Consider the following 24,113-nt stretch of genomic DNA (forward strand, 5'->3'; position numbering starts at 1 on the left):
AAGAATTCATCTAAAAATATAAAGATTAAAAAGGATTACAATATAATAATTTAATTAAACTTTGAATAAGTGCCGTTTAGACCTAAACTATTGCATTAAACTAAAATTTTGTAGAAAAAATTTCAATATCTTGTTAAAATATCATTATGGAAGAAAGATTTTTTAAGATAGTTTATATCTAAATGTTTATTAGAATTAGTTTAGAAATGAGGAATACTATTGAATAAAAAAATTAGAAAGGCTTTATTTTTTATTATTATAGTAGGAATTTTAATTATTGTTAATACAAATATTTTTGCGTTTCAGCAAAATGCCAAAATAAATGGTTCAACATTAAGCAGTATAACAGTAGCATTAGATAACAATTATCCTCCTTATGCCTTTAAAGATAGTAATGGAAATTTACAGGGAGTAACCGTAGATCAGTGGAAACTTTGGGAGAAGAAAACTGGTATACAAGTTAAATTACAGGGAATGCCATTAGATGAAGGTTTAAATGCCATTAAAGAGGGTAAGTGTGATGTTATAGATGACATATTTTTTAATGAAGAAAGAGCGAGGTTTCTTGATTATTCAAAGCCCCATGCTAATATTGAAGTTCCTATTTTTTTTCATAAAAATATTTCAGGAATAACTGGAATTAATTCTTTAAAGGGGTTCAAAGTAGCTGTGCAGAAAGGAGATAACAGCGTAAATGTCCTTAAAAAAAGTGGAATTACTGATATACAAGAATACAATAGTTGTGAAGATATAATTGAAGCTGCGAAGGAGCATAAGATAGTTACTTTTATTATGGATAAGCCAATTGCAGTATACTATCTTTATAAGATGAATATACAAGATGAATTTAACTATACTAAACCGGTATACAGTGCTGAATCTTATAGAGCAGTAAAAAAAGGAAATACTGAATTGCTTGATATAATTGAAAAAGGATTTGAAAAATTTTCAAATAAAGATTATAAAGAAATAGATAATAAATGGTTTGGGAACTCTTTTTTTAATAATAGGATTATTGAATATATAAAGTTCTTATCAATTGCTGTTTTCTTTATTATATTAATTCTAATAATTTGGAATTTGACACTCAAAAAAAGAGTTAGGCAAAAGACTGTTGAACTTGTGAAGCTTATTGATGAAGTAAAAATAAATGAGGAAAAGTATAGAGCATTATTAAAAGCAATCCCAGATATTTTTTTTGTTATTGGTGAAGGAAATATTTTCGTTGATTTTCATTATGAAGGAAATAGTAATGATTTATATATTATGCCAGATGAATTTTTAGGTAAATCAATTGAATGTTTGTTTCCTCAGGAATTATGTCAAAAATTTACTGATGCTATAAATGATACAATATCAGCAGATAGCATTAAAATTATAGACTATTCGCTTGATATGATTGGTGAAAAAAAATTTTATGAAGCACGTTTGTTGCCTTTTGTAAATAATAGTGTATTGGCAATAGTGAGAGATATAACTGAAAGAAAAACTGCGGAAGAAAAAATATATATGATGAGTATTTATGACGATATGACAGGATTTTATAATAGAAACTACTTTGAGGAAGAAATGAATAGACATGAACCCGTTAATGCAGAAGGTGTAGGAATAGTTATTTGTGATCTTGATGGATTAAAACTGGTAAATGATACACTAGGACATCCAGAAGGAGATAAATATCTGATAACTGTTTCAGATATATTAAAGACTTGTTTTAGAGAACAAGATATAATTGGAAGAATTGGTGGAGATGAGTTTGCAGTATTGATGGAAGATACTTCAGCAAAGGCAATTGAAGAAATTAGGATCAGAATAAATGAAGAGATTAAGGAAATAAATAAAAATAGAACATCAATACCCATAAGTATATCCTTTGGGTATTCAGTTTCACAAGGAAATGGCAGAACTCTACGTGAGATGCTAAAGGAAGCGGATAAGTATATGTATAGAGAAAAGCTTAGACACCATCAAAGTGCTAAAAGTGAGCTTGTACATATATTGACGAAAATGCTTGAAGTTCGCGATTTTATAAATGAAGGACATGCTGACCGCCTACAAGAACTGGTAAAACAGATAGCTGAAATAATAGGAATGTCACAAAATGAGATAAAGGATATGCAGTTACTTGCTCATTTTCATGATATTGGGAAAATTGCTGTTCCTAATACTATATTATTTAAGCCTGGAAGGCTGTCAGAAATGGAAATGATAGAAATAAAAAGGCATTCTGAAATTGGGTTCCGTATAGCAGAATCTTCACCAGATCTCAAACATATTTCAGAATGGATCTATAAGCATCATGAGTGGTGGAATGGAAATGGCTATCCTTTTGGTCTAAAGGGAGAAGAAATACCCATACAATGTAGAATACTCTCTATAATTGATGCCTATGATGCAATGACGAATGATCGTCCTTACAGAAGGGCCATGACAAAAGAAGCAGCTTTACGCGAAATTAAAAAAAATTCAGGTGTACAATTTGATCCTTTCCTTGTTGAAAAGTTTATAGATATCATGTAGATATATTGATTGTCTAATATAATAAAAAATTTAATTTGTAATATAATATAAAGAAGTGTATGGCTTAAGTAATTTAATTTTGGATGTAGGTTGTATAAAGATTATAGGAGGGGTAAGCATGTCAAATGTGGTTGAGAAATTTTTAAGTTATGTTAAGTTTGATACTAGATCAGATGAGGAATCTAGTACTGTTCCAAGCACTCCAAAGCAGTTAGTTTTAGCCAATGAGTTGGTAAAAGAGTTAAATGAAATAGGGTTGAAGGATGTATCTTTAGATGATAAAGGTTATGTAATGGCAACTTTACCAGGAAACATAGAGAATAGAGTACCGACAGTTGGGTTTATAGCTCATATGGATACAAGTCCAGAAATGCAAGGATATGATATAAAAACTAATATTATTGAAAATTACAATGGGTGCGATATTATTTTAAATAAAGAACAAAATATAGTTATGCATGTAGAAGAATCACCAGAGATAAAAGATTACATAGGCAATACTTTAATAACTACAGATGGAACAACTTTGCTTGGAGCTGATGATAAGGCTGGTATAGCTGAAATAATTACAGCAATGGAATATCTAGTTCAGCATTCAGAAATTAAGCATGGAGATATTCGAGTAGGCTTTACTCCAGATGAAGAAATTGGACGTGGTCCCGATTATTTTGATGTGAAAAAATTTAACGCTGATTTTGCCTATACCATGGACGGTGGTGCAATTGGAGAGTTAGAATATGAAAACTTTAATGCAGCTTCAGCAAAGATTATCATAGAAGGAAGAAATGTCCACCCGGGATATGCTAAAAATAAAATGCTAAATTCTATGCTTATAGCTAATGAATTCATTAGTATGATGCCTAAAAATGAGACGCCAGCTGTTACAGAAGAATATGAAGGATTTTATCATTTGATTTCAATGAATGGTGGAGTAGAAGAAACTCAGTTAAATTACATAATAAGAGATTTTGATGCAGAGAAGTTTGAAACGAGAAAAAAGTTTATACAAGAATTGGTCAATAAGGTTAACGAACAGTATGGAGAAGGAACTGTAAATGTTGAAATAAAAGAACAATATAGAAATATGAAAGAAAAAGTAGAACCTGTAAAATATATAGTTGATATGGCTTTTGAAGCTATGAAAGAAGTAGGGGTAGAACCTTTAGTGAGACCTATCAGAGGAGGTACAGACGGAGCTAGACTTTCTTTTATGGGATTACCAACACCAAATATATTTACAGGCGGGCAGAATTTTCATGGTAGATTCGAATATATACCAGTACAATCAATGGAAAAAGCAGTTGAAGTCATATTGAAAATCGTTGAACTATGTACAAAAATGTCTAAGTAATCGAATATAGATAATTAGCTATAAAATATTATGGAGTGAAGCTTTGTAACTCTAAAAGTATACAGAGATTTCACTCTTTCATTTTGGACTCATAAATGTTAATGTTAACTAATATAAATAGTAAGATTATAAAGAGGTATGAGGAGGATGGAGAAGTGAAGGTATTTGATTGTCATTCTGATATATTAATTGATATTGCTAATAGAAGAGCACAGGGCGAAAGAAATGTTTTAAAGAATCATCACATACAAAGGTTAAATAAAGGTGGTATAGGAGGTACTATATTAGCGTTATGGATTGATACTCCATTTGTTAATGAGCCTAATAAAAGAATGTTAGATATTTTAGGATCAGCTTGTGATGAATTTCGGGAGGCAAAAGACTGTGCAGCTGTGGCATATAATGTTGACGATATTAAAAATATACAGAATTCAGGAAGGCTTTCTATAATTTTAGGTATGGAGGGCCTTAGTGGATTAGAAGGGAATATTAATATTATAAGTTTACTTTATACTTTAGGAGTAAGACATGCAATGCTTACATGGAATGAAGAAAATGAATTTGCAACTGGTATAGGAAGTAAAAATCTAGATCGGGGTGTAACTGAGCTTGGAATTAAGGCCTTGAAAAGATTTGAAGAATTAGGAATATTGATAGATGTATCTCATGGAAATGAAAAAACCTTTTGGGATATTTATAAAAACACAACAAAACCTTTTATTGCATCTCATTCAAATGCTTATAGAATTTGCCCTTCTGTACGTAATCTGAAGGACGAACAAATTAAAGCAATTGCAAAACGTAAAGGTATAATTGGTATTAATGCTTGGTCGGAATTTGTTGATACTGAAAGTCCAAGTGCTGAAAAATTAGCTGAGCATATTGACTATATTACTAGCTTAGTTGGTATCGATTATGTTGGATTAGGGTTTGATTTTTGTGAGTTTATGGATTTAGATAAGCTATTTTTTGATGAAAAATCAGTATTAACACCAGGAATAGAAGATGCATCTAAAGTATTGAGCTTCTTGGATATTTTAAGTAAAAAGGGATATAAAAAAGAGGATATAGAAAAAATAACATACAGAAACATAATGCGTGTATTTGAAGAGGTCTTAAAATAAATTGAAAATATAGACACATCTACCGCCGACAATTAACTTATCCTCCAGGATATATTGGCATTTTTCCGGCACAATAAATACTTTTGATAAGTCTAAATCTCAGTATTTTTAGAGGACAATTGACATAGGTAAAGGACAGTGAAGGTGAGTTTTCTTCCTTCACTGTCCTCTAAAAATACTACTTCGCTTCTATGGAAAAATTAGTCTTGATATCACTAGATCTGTATTTTCTAATATAATCATCAAAACACCATTGAGAGTGAAATTTTGCGGCACTTCTATAACCAGATCTAAAAAGATCCACAATTTTATCTGTTGATATGTTAAATGAAGTAGCATTTACGCCTTCAGTAGGAATAAGTACAGTTCTAGATAGGTTTTCGCTTTTTAACCATTCTCTATTTTTTTCAACTGAAAGAGTATTTGCAATGTCCATAAGAAAAGATAAAGGATCATTTTTTCCAAGGCGTGTATTGCTAGTTTCGGGAACATCAAATTTAAATCCTATAGTCGGCCATCTTGGAATTCCATCAATATCAAAAATATTTATTGGAAAGTTGCAGCACACAGCGCCATCAACTATATAACTTTTACCATGTGCATGTATAAATTCTACTGGTTTAAAATAGAAAGGTATACTAATACTCATTCGTATTGCTTTAACTATTGGGAAATTCATAGGGTCAATGCCATAGTCAACTAAACTATCGGGGAGAATTAAAGTTTTTCGTAAAGTTATATCTGAAGCTATTATTTTAAGCTGGCTTTCTCCATCACGGCTTACATCTTTAAATTTTTGCACTCCTTTAGCTTTAAGCAAATTATTTATCCAATCTTCAAGATAATCTCCTGAATAAATTCCTTTTTGAAGTAAAAAGCCAAGGGCTTTACCGAGCAGCGGAAGTTTTTGAAATCCGTCCTTATCTAAAAAGTCTTTAAAATTCATCTCTAATAAAACCTTTTTTAATTCTTTAGTATTGTAACCTGCCGCTACTAGAGCTGCTATTACAGCTCCAGCAGAAGTTCCAGCGACTCTTTGCCAACTATAGCCTTGAGCTTCTAGGTAGGTTAGGGCACCAACTATGCCTATAGCTCTCATTCCCCCACCTTCAAAAACAGCATCGGCTTTTTTCATATTAATATAAAACACCTCCTCAAATTTGGAGATTGAATATCTATAGCACCATTTGAGTGAACTTTGTATATATATATATTATTAAAATACATAGTGAAAGGTTAATTAAATATGGAAAAATTTTAAATTAATTTTGAAAAACTATATTTTAAAACAATGAAATGTGGTACAATGAAATTACATTTTTTGTAAATAAGCTCATAAATTGTATGTTATATAAGGAGGAAGAAACAATGAAAGAAAAGAATAGTTTTAAAATAACAATGGATGTAATTGAGGAGTGTTTAAAAGAATGTTTAGATAATCCTAGTAAAAAAGAAAAGAGAAAAGAAAAAACAAGTTTTGTTAGTGATAGATAACAAAAACTTGTTTTTAAAAAATTTATTAATTAAGTTTTAATAGTAAGATTAATAATAGGAACATTTTTTCTCAATTGATCTAAAGGTTAGAACTAAAAATGATGTAATAAGTAAGTATATGGCAGCAGCTATTATAAATGGTGTTATGGTGAAATCTCTGGTTACAACTTCTTTTGCAGCTCTTAAAAGATCACCTATACCAATAGCTGCCACTAGTGCCGTATCTTTTATAAGATTTATACTTTCACTACAAATAGGAGGAATAACGTTTTTTACTGCTTGCGGAATTATAATGTACAACATTGTTTGTCTGTAGTTCATACCTAAAGCCTTTGAAGCTTCAAATTGGCCTCTATCTATAGATTCAATACCTGCACGAAATATTTCAGCTAAGTATGCTCCATAATTTACAGTAAAAGCAATACTGGCTGCAGTTAATGGCTCTAATCTTATACCTATTACAGGAAGGCCAAAATAAGTGAAGAATAGTTGTAATAGCAATGGAGTTCCCCTAAAAACCCAAGTGTACAAGCTCAAAACAGTTTGCAAGGGTTTTATATTCAAGTTTTTTCCTATAGCTACTAAAATTCCTAAAGGTACTGAAAATACAGATACTATTATAAAAAGCTTCAAAGATATTAAACTTCCCTTTAGTATAAATCCTGTGACATCCATAAGATTAGACATTTATAACACATCCTATCTTTCTACTTTGTAATGATATTTTTTCCGAACCATTTTTGAGATATTTTATCAGCAGTTCCATCAGCTTTCATGGCGTCTAGAGTCTTGTCTAATTCTTCTTTAAAGCTTTTATCAGTCTTCCTTATTCCTACGCCATAATCTTCTTTTCCAAAATCTTCATCAAGAGTTTTATATAGTCCAGGTTTCTTTGAGATATAGTATCTTCCAACCACTTCATCTACAACAACAGCATCTAAACGACCTTGACTTAGATCCATTAATGCCTCAGTATTGTCTGAGTATTTTTTAGTTTCTTTTAAAGACTTAGAAGTATTTGTATCTGCAGCTAACGCAGTTTCGCTACTACTTCCAAGCTGTAATCCCACAACTTTACCAGCTAAATCTTTTTTCGTCTTGATTGAGGAGTCATTTTTTACAACTATTATTTGTTTATTTTGTAAGTACACTTTTGAAAAATCTATTTGTTCTTTTCTCTTATCTGTAATAGTTAAACCATTCCAAATTACATCTATATCTTTATTATTTAAACTAAGAATAATTCCATCCCATTGAACTGGTTTAAATTCTACTTTCACTCCCATTCTTTGAGCAGCTTCTTTTGCCATATCTATATCGAAACCGACAATCTCTCCCTTATCATTTTTAAATCCCATAGGAGGAAAGCTGTCATCTAATCCAACTACGAATTTTCCCTTTTGCTTAATATCTTTTAGTGAATTATCTTCTGTTTGTTTAGCTTGTCCACATCCAGAAACCAACAGTCCTAGTACAAATATCATTATTGTTAACAACGCTAATTTCTTTTTCATTTTTTTACCTCCAAATAACTTTATTTTTATTACAGTACCTATTATACTTTAGTGAATTAAATTTGTAAAGTGATAGAAGGACAAAAATTAAATTTTTATGAATATAAAAAATTGTATAGAAGTATAATGCTAACATATAAGCTAAAAAATAAAATAAGTACGATGAGTAGATAAGATACAAGAATAAAACAAATAAAAATAGCCAAAAGTAAACTTGTTTATAGTATAAGTCTACTCTTGGCTATTTATAGTGCTGGAAGAATATAAATATATTCCGAAGTATAAGTTAAGTGTCGGCCATGTATATCTATAGTCTTAATGCTTTAGCAGCGGATTTTACATCATCTTTACCTAGAATTGCTGAAATAACAGAAATTCCATCAATACCTGTATTTAAGACTTCTTTAAAATTTACTTCGCTTATACCGCCTATGGCTACAGCTGGTATATCTATTTTATCATAAATTAATTTTAATCCTTCTATACCAATTGGTACATCTATGTCTTTCTTAGTTCCTGTAAAGAAAATTGCGCCTATACCTAAATAATCCGCACCATTTTTTTGGGCTTCTAGAGCTTCTTCTAAATTTCCAGCTGATATACCTATGATTTTATCTTTGCCAAGTATTTTTCTTGCTATAGTTAAAGGCATATCATCTTGTCCTAAGTGTACTCCATCAGCATTAATTGCTTGGGCAATATCCATTCTATCATTTATAATTAGTGGAATCTTATAGTAATTAGTTACTTCTTGTACTTCTAAAGACACTTTATAAAATTCCCTTGTAGATATATTTTTTTCTCTTACTTGGATCATAGTTGCACCTCCAAGTATAGATTCCTCAACTACATTTTTTAAGTTTCTTCCATTTAGAAAGCTTCTATCTGTTATAAGATATAAGCTATAATCTACTGCCATAATATATTACCTTCTTTCATTATTTTTTCAGTAGACAATGTATATATACAATCAATTAATTTAACTCTAAAGCTTCCTGGTACTTTGCACATTTCATATGCTTCTTCACCAGATAAATTCATTGAAAGAATTGCACATACAGTAGATATGAATTTATCCTCATATGCTCCAGCAGTAGCAGCACAAAGAGCGCCAACCATGCAGCCAGCTCCTGTTACCTTAGTGAGCATATCTGTACCATTTTTTATAATAGCAGAACGAGATCCATCTGTTATATAGTCTTCTTTTCCAGTAGCAGCAACAACGCAATTATATTTTTTTGCAAGCAGCATGCAGGAGTCTAATGCGCCTTCACCATTGTCCAATGAGTCTACTCCACGAACTTCAGATGCTTCGCCAGCTAAAAATTTAATTTCACCAATATTTCCTTTTATAACATCGACTCTTCCAAGTTCTAGAATTCTTTTTATTACTGAATTTTTTCTTGGAATAGCAGCGCAAGCAACTGGATCTAATACAACTGGAGTATTATTTACCTTAGCAGATATACTTGCAAGTACAGCAGCTTCCTCTTGTTCCTTAGTTAGAGTTCCAACATTAATATAAAGAGCTGAGGAAATCTTTGCAAAGTCAAAAACTTCATCATAAGCCTCACACATAGCTGGAGAAGCACCATAAGATAAAAGTATGTTAGCACAATCGTTTATAGTTACATAATTAGTTATGCATTGTACAAGAGGAATCTTTTTTCTTAAATCATTTAGAACATTACAAACCTCATTAGTATAATTTGAATTCTCTAGGTTATTAGTCATTATCAATTACCTCCCAATATAAAAATGTTTAATTTTATTCGTAAGAAAGACCAGCTTTTTTGTAAAGTTCGATGAAATGTCCAACAGGACCTACACCTTCACCAATAGAAAAAGAGTTCTGTATTGCTTTTGTTATATATTCTTTTGACAAAGATAAAGAGTCCTTAACACTGTACTCTTTTGCTAAATGTGATGCTATTGCAGAAGATAGGGTACATCCTGTACCATGGGTGTTTTTAGTTTCTATTCTGAAACCTTCTAGTGTTATAAATTTATCTTCGCAAAGTAATATATCATTTGCATCATTACATCTATGTCCGCCTTTTATTAATACATTTTTGGCACCAGTTTTCTTAATCATTAGTGCTGCTTCCTTCATAGCATCAGCATTTTCTATCTTTATGCCTGTTAGAACTTCAGCTTCGGGAATGTTTGGAGTTACAACATCTGCGATAGATATTAATCCTTTTATTGCTTCTTGAGCTTCAGACTTAAGTAAAAAATATCCACTTTTAGAAACCATTACTGGATCCACAACTATATTTTTTGCTTTATACTCTATTAGTAAGTCTTTTATTACTTTAATAATTTCTGTGCTGGAAACCATCCCAATCTTTACAGCATCAACTTTTATGTCATCGAATATGGATCTTATTTGAGCCTCTACTAACTCTTTGGATACTTCCATGACATCTTGAACTCCTATTGTGTTTTGAGCTGTCACTGCTGTGATGACGCTCATTCCATAAACACCAAGAGAACTCATGGTTTTTAAATCTGCCTGTATACCAGCACCGCCACAGCTATCAGAGCCAGCAATTGTTAATACTTTTTTCATATATAACACCTCTTTGAAAAATTAAAAAAGTGTATTGCGGAAAAGCAATACACTAAATCAATCAAATTATAGTTGCTTCCCTACGCCAGTTTTAACTGGATCAGGTTCAAAGGGTTAGAGCATTGCTCCTCTCAGCCGTCAATAGGCACCCCCACAAAATACTATTTTGTTTTATGCTTTTATTTTACTACATTCAGCAGGATTATCAATAGTAAATTTATAGATATCTGCGGCCGACATTTAACTTGTATGACCGCTTTGGCAACATATACCTTCGTATAAGTTAAATGTCTGGTATGGGTATCTATAGAAGACCACCTATAGTAAAAAAATCATATTGGGTGGTACTTTCAATATTTAGGTTAAAGTATAGAATATAGTAAGAAGAGTAAAAATGATTGATGGAGGAATAAGAATGAAAATAGGAGTTATTATGGGAGGAATATCTTCCGAGAGAGAAGTATCTTTAAATTCAGGAAAAGAGATAGCAAACTGCTTTGATAAGAATAAATATGAGGTTGTTCCTATTGTAATAGATAAAAAAGATGACATATTCGAAAAAGCAAAAGACATAGATGCTGCATTTATAGCACTTCATGGTAAATTTGGAGAAGATGGTATAATTCAAGCAGTACTTGAAACCATGGATGTTCCTTACACAGGATGCGGTCCGTTAACTAGTGGTGTGTGCATGAATAAGGATATGACAAAAATGATATTAAGAGCATCAGGAATCAATACTGCAGATTGGGCATGTGTAAAAAGTATTGAAGAAATAGATTATGATTATATAGATAAAATGGAATATCCTGTAGTTGTAAAACCTTGTTCAGGAGGTTCAAGTGTAGCAACTAATATAATAAAGAAAAAAGAAGATGTAGAATTTGCAGTAAAACTGGCATTAGATTATGATACAGAAGTTATTATAGAAAAGTATATAAAAGGTGATGAAATTACTTGCTGTATACTAGATGGAAAAGCTCTTCCTGTAATTGCTATAAAACCAAAAGCTGAATTCTTTGATTATACAGCAAAATATGCAGATGGTGGTTCAGATGAGATTATAGTTCAATTTGAAGAAGGACTACAGAAGAAAATAGAAGAAATGGCTTTACAATGTTGGAAGGTTTTAAAATGCAGTGTATACGTGAGAGTTGACATGATAATAAAAGAAGGAGTACCTTATGTGCTTGAGCTTAATACATTACCAGGAATGACTAAAAATAGTCTTTTCCCTAAGAGTGCTAAAGCTGTAAATATGTCATTCACAGAATTATTAGATGCAATAACAGAAATTTCACTAAGAGAAATTAGGTAATAGAATATTTTTGCTTATAAAAAGGTGTTGACAGTTTGTAATTAACTTAGTATAATCCTAATTAGTAAATTGAATAATGAATCTTGCTTATCAAGAGAGGCGGAGGGACTGGCCCTATGAAGCCCGGCAACCAGTATTATTTATATAATACATTGGTGCCAATTCCAGCAGCGAAGGCTGAGAGATGAGGATTACGTTGAGATTAAGCTCGAGGTTTCCTCGAGCTTTTAATTTTGCATTTAATAAGAATATAGCCGGCAAAAATATTTGTATTCTTATAGATGCGGATTGAATCACTTAGCCATCTAAACTAACAATTTTGCTTTTGTAGATTAAGAAATATTACAAATGCATATAAATTTTAGTTCAATTTAACACTAAAATATTAGGAGGAATTATAATTATGAAAAGAATTTTATCACTTATAGTGTCATTAATTTTTGTTTTTGCATTAGCAGGATGTGGAGAAAAGAAAGCAGCAGATACTACTGCTTCAAATAAAGATAACAAAAAGGTTATAAAAGTAGGTGCAAGCCCTGTACCTCATAAAGAAATACTTGAGCAAATAAAGCCAGTACTTGCAAAAGAGGGCTACGATCTTCAAATTGTTGAGTTTACTGATTATGTAACACCAAACATAGCTTTAAATGATGGAGAGCTTGATGCAAACTTCTTTCAACATATACCATACTTAACTAAGTTTAATGAAGAAAAACATACTGAATTAGATTATACAGTTAAAGTTCACTTAGAACCAATGGGAGTGTATTCAAAAAAGGTTAAAAAATTAGAAGAATTAAAAGATGGTGCTGAAATAGCTATACCAAATGATTCAACTAATGGAGCTAGAGCTCTAAAAGTATTACAAAGTGCAGGACTTATAAAGTTAAAGGATGGAGAATTAGTTTCAAAATTAGATATAACTGAAAATAAAAAGAATATAAAAATTAAAGAACTTGATGCACCACAGCTTCCAAGAGTTTTAGATGATGTAGATGCTGCAGTTATTAACACAAACTATGCAATCCAAGCGAACTTAAACCCTACTAAAGATGCTATTGCAATAGAATCAAAGGATTCACCATATGCTAACGTAATTGCTGTTAGAAAGAAAGATAAGGACAAGCCATACATTCAAGCTTTATCTAAAGCATTAAATACACCAGAGGTTAAGAAATTTATAGAGGATAAATATAAGGGAAGCATAATACCAGCATTTTAATATAAATCTTTATTTCTTGCCTCATATATGTGAAAATATATATGAGGTGAAAATATGTTTTTAGATATAAAATTAGATAAAGAAACACCGGTATATGTACAAATTAAAAATTATATAAGTGATATGATACTTAGAGGGATGCTCAGAAGTGGTGAAAAACTACCTTCTACTAGAGAACTTTCTTCTATACTTAGTATCAGTAGAAATACTGTAATTTCTGCTTATGAGTTTCTTGTAGACGAAGGCTTTATATATATGGAAAAAGGAAAAGGAGCCTTTGTATCAGATGTGAAGGTAGATATTCAAGAAAAATGGAATATGGACTGGAGCAATCAGATAAATGATTATGCAAGATTCGCTGAAGATTTAGATATAATAAAACATGAGACCAAGTGGAAAAAGGGTATGATATCATTTAAGAGCATAGCACCTGATGAAAGCCTTTTTGATGTGGAAGAATTCAAAAAGGCTTTTTTAAATAGGATATCTATAGAAGGAGAAAAAATATTAAACTATGGATATGCTCAAGGGTATAGAGCATTGATACAATATCTATTTAAATACATGTCTAATAAGGGTGTAGATACAGAAGAAAAAGACATACTTATAACAAATGGCTTTACTGAGGGATTTAATTTGATTTTATCCAGTATTACTGAAAAAGGAGATAAAATACTTTGTGAAAACCCTACACATAATACTGCTATAAAAATTATGAAGCTTCATGATTTAGATATTATAGGAGTACCTATGGAGGATGATGGTGTTAACATAAGTAAGTTAAAAGATGAACTCTCAAAAAATAAATTTAAACTATCTTACTTTATTCCGTCATACCATAATCCGACTGGAGTTGTAATGTCTGTAGAAAAAAGAATTGAGTTATATAAAGCGTTAAAACAATATGATATTCCTATAATTGAAGATGGTTTTAATGAAGAATTAAGGTATTCTGGAGCTCATGTTGCCCCTATTGCGGCATTAAGTGGGAGAGGAAATGGCGTAATATATATAGGTAGTTTTTCAAAAATACTTTTTCCAGGAATAAGGATAGGATGGATATTAGCTGATAGAAAACTAATAGAATACCTAGAAAGTGTAAAAAGAAGCAAAAATATTCACACATCTTCTTTGGATCAGGCTATTTTTTATGACTATCTTAGTGGTGGGAATTTTGAAAAGTATATTAAAAAAGCTAGAAAAGTTTATAAGGAAAAATATGAATTTGCATTAAGATGTGCAGAAAAATATATTCCTTATAAAAAAATATTTGGTGAAGGTGGTCTTCATATATTTTTAGAATTACAAGAGCTAAATTCAAGAGATGTATTAAAGGAGTGTTATAGAAAAGGAATAGTATTTACTCCAGGTGATATATTTTATACAGATGATAATGGATATAACACCTTAAGATTGGGATTTTCAAGAGTAAATAAGGAAGATATAGAAAAAGGTTTCAAGATAATTGGTGAAGTTATTAAATCCAAAACATGACAAAGTACCTATGCTAGGTATTTATGAACAAGGAAAGGAAGAAGAAAAATGGATGTAAAATCACTAGCAAAAAAATATGAAAATTATATTATTGCAATGAGAAGAGATTTTCATCAGAATCCGGAACTATCATGGGCTGAATATAGGACCACGGAAATAATAGAGAGAGAACTAAAGGCTTTTGGCATAGAAACTAAAAGACTAAAAAATACTGGAGCTATAGGGATATTAAAAGGAAGAGAAAAAGGCAAGACAGTAGCTTTAAGAGCTGATATAGATGCTTTAGAGTTAAAAGAAGAAACAGAATTGACTTTCAAGTCCACTAATGGATATATGCATGCTTGTGGGCACGATTGTCATACAGCAATGCTTCTAGGAGCTGCTAAAATATTATCTGAGCTAAAGGACGAGATCAAGGGAAATATTAAATTTATTTTTCAGCCAGCAGAGGAAACTTGTGTTGGAGCAAAGAAAATTATAGAACAGGATAATGTACTGGAAGATGTTGATGGCATATTTGGTATGCATATTTGGGGAACTTTGCAGTCTTCGAAATTTAATATAGAGAAGGGTGCAAGAATGGCATCAGCGGACACTTTTAGAATTAAAATAAAAGGCTTAGCAAGTCATGGGTCAACTCCACATCTAGGCATAGATGCAGTTGTTGCTTCTTCAGCAGTGGTTATGAACTTACAGAGTATAGTAAGTAGAACTATAGATCCTTTAGAACCAGTAGTTATCACTATTGGAACAATAAAGGGGGGCGACAGATTCAATATAATTGCAAATGAAGTAACAATGGAAGGAACAACTAGAGCTTTTTCAAGAGAAGTAAGAAATTCCTTGGAAGGTAAAATGAGAGAAATAGTTAGCAATACAGCTAAGACTTATGGAGCAGAAGGAATATTAGAGTATGAGTATTGCCCAGCACCGCTAATAAACGATGACAAGCTAACAGATATAGCTATAAATTCTGCAATAAAATTGTATGGAAATGAAATTTTAATACCTATGGAAAAATTAACAGTTTCAGAAGACTTTACTTATTTTATGGATAAGATTCCGGGAGCCTTTGCATTTCTTGGATGTGGTAATGAAAAAATAGGTATCTATTCGAATCATAATAATAAATTTATGGTAGATGAAAATGCTCTTCACAAAGGATCAGCACTATATGCCCAATTTGCTTTAGATTTCTTAAATATGAGTTAAGGCTTGTAACAAAAGTATTTAAATCTACTTTCGGCCGTGGATGCCTATATAATGGATTCTTTCAAAACCTATGTCTGAAATAGGTTTTTTCTTTTGGATTAGTATATTTATTTCAAAAGTCCTAAAAATAAATATATTAATATCTAAAATGGTGGTGGAATACGTGAATAAGGGATTAAAAATATCTTTAATTATTTTAGCTGTATTAGCAATTATATTCTTGCCGTTAATAGGCAGCTATAATTCCATTGTAGGGCTTGAACAGAAAGTTAACGCTGCAGAGTCAAATATAGATGCTCAATTACAGAGAAGGTCAGACCTGATACCAAATTTAGTGCAAACAGTTAAGGGATATGCAGCTCAGGAAAAAACAATATTTACTGATGTTGCTAATGCAAGAGCTAAGCTCGCAGGGGCACAAACAATTACGGATAGAGCAAATGCAGATGCTCAGCTTTCATCATCACTTTCAAGACTTTTAGTAGTTGTTGAAAGATATCCGGATTTAAAATCCAATCAAAATTTCAAGGATTTATCTGTTGCCTTAGAAGGTACAGAAAATAGAATAGCAATTGCCAGACAAGATTATAACAATTATGTAAATGATTATAATACATCTATTAAAAGATTTCCGAATTCGATAGTTTCAGGTATGTTTGGTTTTTCACAGAAACCATATTATAAGGCAAGTCAGGGAGCACAGGAAGTTCCAAAGGTAGACTTTACAAAATAGTTTGATTTTGCAGTCTAGAATTAAGTGTGATTATAGACTGTAAAACAACTGTTTTAGAAAGTATAAAAAGAGATGACTGAATGATGAGTCTAATAAAAAATAGGTTTAAATTAATTAAACTAATATTAAATATAATAATTCCTGTGATAATTTTTATCGTTGCTTTGTCTTGTTTTGTAAAAGGAGCTTCAAATATACCTGAGCCAACTGGATTAAAATATATAAATGACTATGTTGGAATTATTGATGATGATACAAAAAATTATATTATATCACTCGGAAGTGAACTAGAAAGCAAAACTGGTTCACAGGTAACAGCAGTTATAGTTAATTCGCTTGAAGGAAGAGATATAGAATCTTATGCAAATGAACTCTTTAGAACTTGGGGTATTGGGCAAAAAGGTAAGGATAATGGTTTATTGATATTGCTATCAATAAATGATAAAAAGTGGAGAGTAGAAGTAGGAAGAGAATTGGAAGGCGTAATTACGGATATATATTCTTCAAGAGTTATGAATGATACAGCAGTACCATTTTTTAAAGAAAGCAGATATAGCGAGGGTTTGAGAAACGCTTATTTAACTTTTGCAAATGATATAGCAAAAGAAAATAATGTAACTTTGCAGGGGAACAGAGAAGATAATAGTGGAATACAACAACAGAGAGGAATTACTATAAGCCCTGTTGTAATATATTCTATTTTAGGTGCTTTTATGTTGGATATTATATTTAATAGAGCGAGGATAAGCAGATTTATATTATATGCAATGTTTTGGAACTCGTTTTGGGGGAGAGGCCCAAGAGGTCCAAGAGGCGGCGGTGGTTTTGGCGGTGGAGGACATGGTGGATTTGGAGGAGGCAGTTCCGGTGGTGGTGGTTCTTCAGGAGGCTGGTAAAGATATTATTAAAAAATTCATAAATTAATCAAATTGATAAATGCATTATTTATTGATATATTAATAAATAATGCATATAATTTCATTATCAAATAAAATATATCGGAATAATATTAAAAGGCGAAGATGAGAAGAAGTAAGTGAATAGAAGCTGACAGAGAGAAATCTCCATTGGGTGTAAGAGATTTTGAGTGGAAGTTAACTTCTGCCTCTGTATTGAGGTAGGAGTTTTTTGTTTTCAAAAACAGGAATATTTATTGTAGATAAGGTTTATTATCCAGGGTTTGAAGATCATCCAGGCTATAAAATTCATAAAAAACAAGCAAATGAAGCAGGAGCTATAATATTATTTATATTAAAAGAAGATTTTAATATAAAAAGTGGAGTTAATATATCTGCAAAATTAGAATATCTTAATCCAGCGGTAATATAGTTACTATATTTCTAGATCGAGGAGACAGATATTTTAGCAAAAATATATATGATTAATTAAATACAATTTAAAATTGATTTTTAAGTATTCTATTTATATAATAATAGTGGTATATAAGAACATTGCTATACTAAATATGTAATTGATAGAAAGGTGATTGTGTGAAGATTTCAACTAAAGGTAGATATGGGTTAAAAGCACTTATTGATATAGCTCTGTATTCTAATTCTGAAGTAGTTACATTAAAAAGTATTTCAGAAAGACAAAGTATTTCAGAAGGATACTTAGAACAAATTTTTTCAGCATTAAGAAAGAGCGGTCTAGTTATAGGAAGAAAAGGGGCTCAAGGAGGATATACCTTATCAAAGGATATAAATACAATAACTATTGGTGAGATATTAAGAGCTTTGGAAGGTGATTTATCACTAGTAAACGTTGGGAATAACAATGCTTCAGATGCACTGGATAGATGTATAAATGAAAATCTATGGGATATGATAAATAGAAATATTAATGACTATTTTGATAGTGTTACATTGGAAGACCTAGTTAATAAATATAAAAGCGAAGTAAATAATTATATGTATTTTATTTAAAGAAAAGTCATATATAATAATTTATTTTTGTATTGACAAAGACTGGTATATTTTATATGCTTACTAAAGGCAATTTTTCTTATCTAAGAGAAATCGTATTTTTTAGTTAATACTGCTTATGAAAATAAAAGAATTTTAAGCTGACTGGAATACCAGAGACTTTTTAAGAGTCTTTGGATTTTTTATATTTAAGTCTAATGCATTGCTATGGAAACTTTATTTTATAATGCATAATATATAACTGATATATATATATTTATGAAAATAATGGTTTTAAATTCTTGAATAAAAATATAAATCATAATAATTTAAAGATTATAAATATTGTATAATTATATTGAAAGTCAAAATTTATAATTGTTTCAGGAGGTGAAAACATGGATATCTGGGATATAGTAATTAAGAATGGAAAGTTAGTAAACCCTGAGAGAGAAAGTGTAGTTCATTGTAATATAGGAATATCTGGAGGCAAGATATCCATAATTACAGAACAAGATATAAAGGGAAAAGAAGAGATTGATGCAAAAAACAAAATAGTTTGTCCTGGATTTATAGATATTCATGCACACATTGATGGTGATATAGGGTGTGCTAAGCTATCTCTGGTTCAAGGGGTTACTACAACAGTAGGTGGAAATTGTGGTGGTGGTCCTATAGATTTAAAAAAGTTTTTTGATGAACAGGATAAAAAGGGATTTCCTATTAATCAAGCACAATTTGTAGGTCATTCCTTCAGCTTAAGAGAAAGAGTTGGTGTAACAGATCCATATATTTCATCAACTAGTTCTCAAATTAAGCAGATGCAGGATTTAGCTGAAAAAGCTTTTAAAGAGGGAGGAGTGGGCTTATCCTTTGGACTTGAATATGCTCCAGGTGCCTCCTTTGATGAAGTAATAGAATTAAGCCGTGTTGCTGCAAGACATGGAAGATTAGTATCCATTCATACTCGTTTAAGTGCTCCAGACGATTTAGATTCTCTTAGAGAGGCAATTAAGATTGCTGAACTTACAGGAGTCTCAGTACAAATATCTCATTTAGTATATCAATATGGTGCAGGAGTAATGAGTGAAGCAATAGAGCTAATTAGTAATGCTAGAAAAAGTGGCCTTAATATATGGGCTGACAGTGGTATGTATACTTCTTTTGCAACTCATATAGTTACTAGTGTGTTTGATGAAGAGCATATCAAAAACTTTGGTTGGGAGTTTAATCATATGTTTATTGCATCAGGTAAACACAAAGGGCAGAGTTTAACAGAAGAATTATATAGAAGTATGCGAAATAATAAAGAAGATGCGGTTATAATATGTTTTACTGGAGTTGAGGATGAAATTTATGAAGCTCTATTAAGCGATTATGTAATGCTATCTTCAGATACAGGACCAAGTCCTACAGGAAATATAGATGAATGCCACCCACAAAATGCAGGATCATTTCCAAGATTTTTTAGAAAAATGGTTAGAGAACAAAAATCTATTTCAGTTATTGAAGCTGTAAAAAAGTGTACTCTTGTACCTGCCGAGGCACTGGGTTTTAGTAATAAAGGTAGATTAAATTTAGGAACTGATGCGGATCTGCTGGTAATTGATATGGAAAGGATAATTGATAAATCTGATTTTTCAGACAAAGGAAGACCAGATGCTTATCCAGAAGGAATTGATTATGTAATTGTAAATGGAAAGATAGTAGTTGACAAAGGTCAGATTAGAGAAGGGGTAATGCCAGGAAAGTCAATTAGAGTGGTATAAAAATGTTGCTTCGGAAGTTAATTTTCGGAGCAATATTTTTTTATATATAAAATAATGAATGAAATTTGTTTACAAAACATTAACAAGTTTGACACTGAGCTGTCAACGCATATATATATACTTAGAAAGGTATTCAAGAAGTTCAAGATAAACAAAATGTTAAGGAAAATAATTGTTAATATGTACCAAAATGTAAAGCTATTATAAAGAAAGGAAGAATTTTATGCAAGTTTCCAAGATTAAGAAGATATTAGCAGTTTTACTTATAGTAGCTGTAGTTGGAGGAGGATCATACTATGGTTATAAAAAATATACAAGCAGTAAAGTAACTACTACAACTAGATTCGCAACAGCTAAAGTTAAAAGAACAGATATAGCAGTAACAGTTGATGGAACAGGAACGGTTACTTCAGCAGAGGAAACAGATATTTATTCATCGAATGGTGGTATTGTACAAGAATTACCTTTTAAATTAGGAGATACTGTTAAAAGTGGTGATTTGTTTTGTAGGATAGATGATACTACTTCACAAAAGAACATAGATACAGACAGAAATAATATAGCTCAAAAGAATTTAGATTTAAAGAATTTAGAGATTACTTTAGACAATTTGTATATAAAAGCACCTATTGATGGAATAGTAAAATCAGTGTTTGCTGCGGCTGGAGATGATGTAACTTCTCTTAAACCAGCATATGGTGGTTTAGCTATGATGACGGCTGGATCATTAGAAATACCTATACCTTTCCCATCATCAGGAAAAATTTCGCAAGTATATGTATCTGCGGGCAGTACAGTTAAAAAAGGAGATACTTTATTTAAACTTGATGATTCAACTATAAAAAATAATATACAAGCAATAAACTTACAAATACAGCAGCTTCAAAATGACTTAAATACTCAGCAGACCAATTTATCAAAAACTTCAATAATGTGTCCAAAGGATGGGATTGTATCAACTTTAGACATAAAACAAGGTGATTATGTCGACAATACTAAACTTATAGCGTCAATTATAAATCCATCTGATTTGCAAATAGTAGTACCAGTAGACGAAATGGATATAGATAAGGTAAAGGCTGGAGAAGATGCAACTGTAAAGGTAGATGATATAAAGGACAAGAGTTATACAGGTCATGTGTTGAAGGTTTCTCCAGTAGGAAAGACAACTAATAATGTTACTACTTATGATGTTACATTATCCTTAGATAATTCAGATCGATTAAGAGTAGGAATGAATGCCACTGTAACTATTGCCGTTGATAAGAAAACAAATGTATTAGCTGTACCAGCAGAGGCAATTACAGAAAGAAACGGTAAGAAATATGTAACAGTTCAAAATAATACTTCAACTAATGGCAGTAAAGGAAACAATAGAGAAAATAATAATTTTCAATCTAAAAATAGTAATTCAAATACAGGAAATAGTAATCAATCAAGAAACGGTTCAGCAGGGCAGAATAGTTCAAATAGAAGTTCATCAAGTATTCCAGGTAGACCAGTGGCTGTAGAAACTGGAATACAGAACCAAAGTATGGTGGAAATAGTTAGTGGACTATCTGAAAATGATACCGTAATAATACAATTTCCACAATCAAGCAGTAATAATCAAAATATGATGAGAAATGGAATGAACGGAGCGAGTGGTTTCGGAGGAGCTTCCAGACCTTCAGGTGGCGGTGGCAGAAATTAATGTGATATAAGCAAGATTGATGTTTATATTGAAAAATGAGGTGATTAATTTGGGACAGGCCGTTATTGAGATGAAAGATATTGGCAAAGTATATAAGACAGGAAGCAATGAATTTAAGGCACTTTATGGTGTTAATTTAATTATAAATAAAGGTGAATTTGTATCAATTGTAGGTCCTTCAGGTGCAGGTAAATCTACATTAATGAATATAATAGGATGCCTGGATAAGGCATCCGAAGGACAATATATGTTAGATGGAGTAGATACTAATTGCAGTGATGGTAAGCTAGCAGAAATAAGGAATAAGAAAATAGGTTTCATATTTCAAAGCTATAACCTTCTACCTAAATTAAGTATATTAGATAATGTGAAATTGCCGCTTATATATCAAGGAGTTAGTGATAAAGAGGCAAAGCAAAGATCCATTGAGAGATTAGAGAAAATCGGCCTCGGAAACCACATTAAACATAAACCAGCTGAGCTTTCTGGTGGTCAAATGCAGAGAGTTGCTATAGCAAGAGCATTAGTTACTAAGCCAGAGATGATATTGGCTGATGAGCCTACTGGGGCATTAGACAGTAAAACTGGTAAAGAAGTTTTGGAGCTTCTTAAAGAGTTAAATGATGAAGGAAATACAATAGTTCTTATAACTCATGATAGAGACATTGCAGCACAGGCAAAAAGAATAATAACTATAAAAGATGGAACTATAGCATCAGATGAGATAAATAATAAATAGTAGAATATTTATATTTTGTTTTAAGCTTAATTGAGCAAAAATTATAAAAATTATTTATAATCCGTAAAGGAGAGAATAATAGAGATGAAATTCACAAGTATATTAAAGATGGCGTTTTTTTCTATTCTGTCAAATAAGGTGAGGTCTCTTTTGACTATGCTTGGAATAATAATAGGAATTTCTTCTGTTATAGTCTTAGTAGGTATGGGGGAAGGAACCAAGCAAAAAGTTGCTTCGCAGATAGAGAAATTGGGAACCAATCTTATAACAGTAAATATAACAGGGAATAGAAACAAAGCTGTATCTACTAGCGAATTAGAAGAATTAAGACAAAAGCCAGGAATAAAAGATATTGCGCCTACACTAACTCAAAACAACATAAATATTAAAGGTGGAGACAAAACTGCAACTACCAATATGGAAGCCAGCACACCTAATTATTTTGAAATAAGAAAATTAGATATAGCTAGTGGAAGAACTATTCAACAAAATGATTTAGATAATAGATTTAAAGTTGCAGTAATAGGAATTACTGTAGCAGATGAACTCTTTGGTAGTACGAATGTTGTAGGGGAAACCATGAGCATAAATGGTTATGATTTTACTATAATTGGAGTTTTAACGACACAGGGAGGTAGTGGAGGAAACTCAGGGGATGATAGGGTTATAATTCCCTTAACTACAGCTCAGAGGTTAGTAAAAAGCACGGATATTAGAAGTTTTTATATTGAGGCTTCAGATAAAGACAGTGTAGATGAAGCAATGGGATATTTACAGTTGTTTTTAAATAACAAATATAATAATGATACGAAAAGTTATAGAATATTTAACCAAACCAGCTTGCTGGAAACCTCTAATCAAACAAATGATAGCATGACAACAATGTTATCTGGTATAGCAGGGATATCACTAGTTGTAGGTGGTATTGGTATTATGAATATAATGCTGGTATCAGTTATTGAAAGAACAAAAGAAATTGGTATTAGAAAAGCTATAGGAGCTAAAAGAGAAAATATACTTATGCAATTTTTAATTGAAGCAGGTAGCATAAGTGGCATAGGTGGAATACTTGGTGTATTATTTGGATATGCTTTTGCATATGTTGGAAATAACTACTTTAAAATGAGCGTTGTAATTTCAAATAATGTTGTTTTAGTTGCTTTCTTATTCTCATTAGCGGTAGGTGTAATATTTGGTATGTATCCTGCAAATAAAGCTTCAAAACTAAATCCAATTGAGGCCTTGAGATTTGAATAACTTAAAAAATATATAGACATCCACGGCTGACACTTAACTTATGCTCCGGGATATATTTACATTCTTCCAGCACGATAAATACTTTTGACAAGTCTAAAGCCCATATTTTTAAAAAAGCTAAGAATCTTTGATAACTCGCTGTGCTCAAACAATCAAATCTTCTAAGCTTTTTCAAAAATATGAGCTAAGACTTGTAG

The 24,113-nt window shown here is 31.3% G+C and carries 22 protein-coding genes and 2 riboswitches; of the genes, 16 read left to right on the plus strand and 6 right to left on the minus strand.

All coding sequences use genetic code 11. The features are described from left to right. Positions 1 to 219: 219 nt before the first annotated feature. From I6U48_RS14295 to I6U48_RS14305, 3 genes are all read left to right on the plus strand, one after another. Positions 220 to 2,520 (plus strand): diguanylate cyclase domain-containing protein, encoded by a 2,301-nt coding sequence (locus I6U48_RS14295; protein WP_218321146.1) that lies wholly within the window; start codon positions 220 to 222, stop codon positions 2,518 to 2,520. A gap of 118 nt (positions 2,521 to 2,638) precedes the next feature. Then, positions 2,639 to 3,871, plus strand: coding sequence for a peptidase T (gene pepT / locus I6U48_RS14300; RefSeq protein WP_218321147.1), 1,233 nt, complete (start codon positions 2,639 to 2,641; stop codon positions 3,869 to 3,871). 155 nt (positions 3,872 to 4,026) lie between these two features. Next, complete coding sequence (locus I6U48_RS14305; RefSeq protein ID WP_218321148.1) at positions 4,027 to 4,995, plus strand: dipeptidase; 969 nt, start codon at positions 4,027 to 4,029, stop codon at positions 4,993 to 4,995. 178 nt (positions 4,996 to 5,173) lie between these two features. On the opposite strand, the gene I6U48_RS14310 is transcribed toward I6U48_RS14305, so the two are convergent. After that, on the minus strand, positions 5,174 to 6,130 hold the full coding sequence (locus tag I6U48_RS14310; protein WP_218321149.1) for a patatin-like phospholipase family protein: 957 nt from the start codon (positions 6,128 to 6,130) through the stop codon (positions 5,174 to 5,176). Positions 6,131 to 6,363: 233 nt separating this feature from the next. On the opposite strand from I6U48_RS14310, the gene I6U48_RS30120 reads away from it, so the two are divergent. Further along, positions 6,364 to 6,489, plus strand: a complete 126-nt coding sequence (locus tag I6U48_RS30120) for a hypothetical protein (RefSeq protein ID WP_281421824.1) — start codon at positions 6,364 to 6,366, stop codon at positions 6,487 to 6,489. A gap of 48 nt (positions 6,490 to 6,537) precedes the next feature. Here I6U48_RS30120 and I6U48_RS14315 read toward each other — a convergent pair whose 3' ends face one another. From I6U48_RS14315 to thiD, 5 genes are all read right to left on the minus strand, one after another. Next, positions 6,538 to 7,176 carry an amino acid ABC transporter permease gene (locus tag I6U48_RS14315; protein ID WP_218321150.1) on the minus strand — a complete coding sequence of 213 codons (639 nt, stop codon included), beginning with the start codon at positions 7,174 to 7,176 and terminating at the stop codon, positions 6,538 to 6,540. A gap of 20 nt (positions 7,177 to 7,196) precedes the next feature. Continuing rightward, positions 7,197 to 8,003, minus strand: coding sequence for an amino acid ABC transporter substrate-binding protein (locus I6U48_RS14320; protein WP_218321151.1), 807 nt, complete (start codon positions 8,001 to 8,003; stop codon positions 7,197 to 7,199). A gap of 307 nt (positions 8,004 to 8,310) precedes the next feature. Next, positions 8,311 to 8,922 (minus strand): thiamine phosphate synthase, encoded by a 612-nt coding sequence (gene thiE, locus I6U48_RS14325; protein ID WP_218321152.1) that lies wholly within the window; start codon positions 8,920 to 8,922, stop codon positions 8,311 to 8,313. Next, the gene (gene thiM / locus I6U48_RS14330; protein ID WP_218321153.1) at positions 8,913 to 9,737 is read right to left on the minus strand and encodes a hydroxyethylthiazole kinase; all 825 of its coding nucleotides are present in this window, start codon (positions 9,735 to 9,737) and stop codon (positions 8,913 to 8,915) included. The genes thiE and thiM overlap by 10 nt, the downstream gene beginning before the upstream one ends. Positions 9,738 to 9,771: 34 nt before the next feature. Then, the gene (gene thiD, locus I6U48_RS14335) at positions 9,772 to 10,575 is read right to left on the minus strand and encodes a bifunctional hydroxymethylpyrimidine kinase/phosphomethylpyrimidine kinase (protein WP_218321154.1); all 804 of its coding nucleotides are present in this window, start codon (positions 10,573 to 10,575) and stop codon (positions 9,772 to 9,774) included. A 59-nt stretch (positions 10,576 to 10,634) separates the two neighbouring features. After that, positions 10,635 to 10,738, minus strand: a riboswitch (TPP riboswitch). Between the two features lie 252 nt (positions 10,739 to 10,990). Between thiD and I6U48_RS14340 the strand changes: the two genes are divergently transcribed. The 12 genes from I6U48_RS14340 to I6U48_RS14395 all read left to right on the plus strand — a co-directional run bounded on the left by I6U48_RS14340 (position 10,991) and on the right by I6U48_RS14395 (position 23,916). Next, a complete protein-coding gene (locus I6U48_RS14340) occupies positions 10,991 to 11,893 on the plus strand; it encodes a D-alanine--D-alanine ligase (protein ID WP_218321155.1) in 903 nt (300 codons plus the stop codon). Between the two features lie 84 nt (positions 11,894 to 11,977). Continuing rightward, a riboswitch (SAM riboswitch) is annotated at positions 11,978 to 12,084 on the plus strand. A gap of 209 nt (positions 12,085 to 12,293) precedes the next feature. Beyond that, the gene (locus tag I6U48_RS14345) at positions 12,294 to 13,115 is read left to right on the plus strand and encodes a MetQ/NlpA family ABC transporter substrate-binding protein (RefSeq protein ID WP_312891021.1); all 822 of its coding nucleotides are present in this window, start codon (positions 12,294 to 12,296) and stop codon (positions 13,113 to 13,115) included. Between the two features lie 54 nt (positions 13,116 to 13,169). Further along, positions 13,170 to 14,609 carry a MocR-like pyridoxine biosynthesis transcription factor PdxR gene (gene pdxR, locus I6U48_RS14350; protein ID WP_218321157.1) on the plus strand — a complete coding sequence of 480 codons (1,440 nt, stop codon included), beginning with the start codon at positions 13,170 to 13,172 and terminating at the stop codon, positions 14,607 to 14,609. A gap of 48 nt (positions 14,610 to 14,657) precedes the next feature. After that, entirely contained in the window at positions 14,658 to 15,821 is a 1,164-nt protein-coding gene (locus I6U48_RS14355; RefSeq protein WP_218321158.1) for an amidohydrolase, read from the plus strand. Between the two features lie 163 nt (positions 15,822 to 15,984). Beyond that, positions 15,985 to 16,554, plus strand: a complete 570-nt coding sequence (locus I6U48_RS14360; protein ID WP_218321159.1) for a LemA family protein — start codon at positions 15,985 to 15,987, stop codon at positions 16,552 to 16,554. Positions 16,555 to 16,634: 80 nt separating this feature from the next. Next, positions 16,635 to 17,450: a TPM domain-containing protein gene (locus I6U48_RS14365; RefSeq protein ID WP_376774561.1), complete on the plus strand. Its 816-nt coding sequence runs from the start codon at positions 16,635 to 16,637 to the stop codon at positions 17,448 to 17,450. Positions 17,451 to 17,682: 232 nt separating this feature from the next. Further along, on the plus strand, positions 17,683 to 17,883 hold the full coding sequence (locus I6U48_RS29730) for a PLP-dependent transferase (protein WP_246615354.1): 201 nt from the start codon (positions 17,683 to 17,685) through the stop codon (positions 17,881 to 17,883). A 161-nt stretch (positions 17,884 to 18,044) separates the two neighbouring features. Next, complete coding sequence (locus I6U48_RS14375; RefSeq protein WP_218321160.1) at positions 18,045 to 18,479, plus strand: RrF2 family transcriptional regulator; 435 nt, start codon at positions 18,045 to 18,047, stop codon at positions 18,477 to 18,479. A gap of 377 nt (positions 18,480 to 18,856) precedes the next feature. Continuing rightward, complete coding sequence (locus I6U48_RS14380) at positions 18,857 to 20,227, plus strand: N-acyl-D-amino-acid deacylase family protein (protein ID WP_218321161.1); 1,371 nt, start codon at positions 18,857 to 18,859, stop codon at positions 20,225 to 20,227. Positions 20,228 to 20,450: 223 nt separating this feature from the next. Continuing rightward, positions 20,451 to 21,920 carry an efflux RND transporter periplasmic adaptor subunit gene (locus I6U48_RS14385; protein ID WP_218321162.1) on the plus strand — a complete coding sequence of 490 codons (1,470 nt, stop codon included), beginning with the start codon at positions 20,451 to 20,453 and terminating at the stop codon, positions 21,918 to 21,920. A gap of 19 nt (positions 21,921 to 21,939) precedes the next feature. Next, the gene (locus I6U48_RS14390) at positions 21,940 to 22,659 is read left to right on the plus strand and encodes an ABC transporter ATP-binding protein (RefSeq protein ID WP_218321163.1); all 720 of its coding nucleotides are present in this window, start codon (positions 21,940 to 21,942) and stop codon (positions 22,657 to 22,659) included. Positions 22,660 to 22,743: 84 nt separating this feature from the next. Continuing rightward, the gene (locus I6U48_RS14395; RefSeq protein ID WP_218321164.1) at positions 22,744 to 23,916 is read left to right on the plus strand and encodes an ABC transporter permease; all 1,173 of its coding nucleotides are present in this window, start codon (positions 22,744 to 22,746) and stop codon (positions 23,914 to 23,916) included. The last annotated feature ends 197 nt before the right edge of the window (positions 23,917 to 24,113 follow it).

It is taken from the genome of Clostridium thailandense, from assembly GCF_019207025.1.
GTDB lineage: Bacteria > Bacillota > Clostridia > Clostridiales > Clostridiaceae > Clostridium_AM > Clostridium_AM thailandense.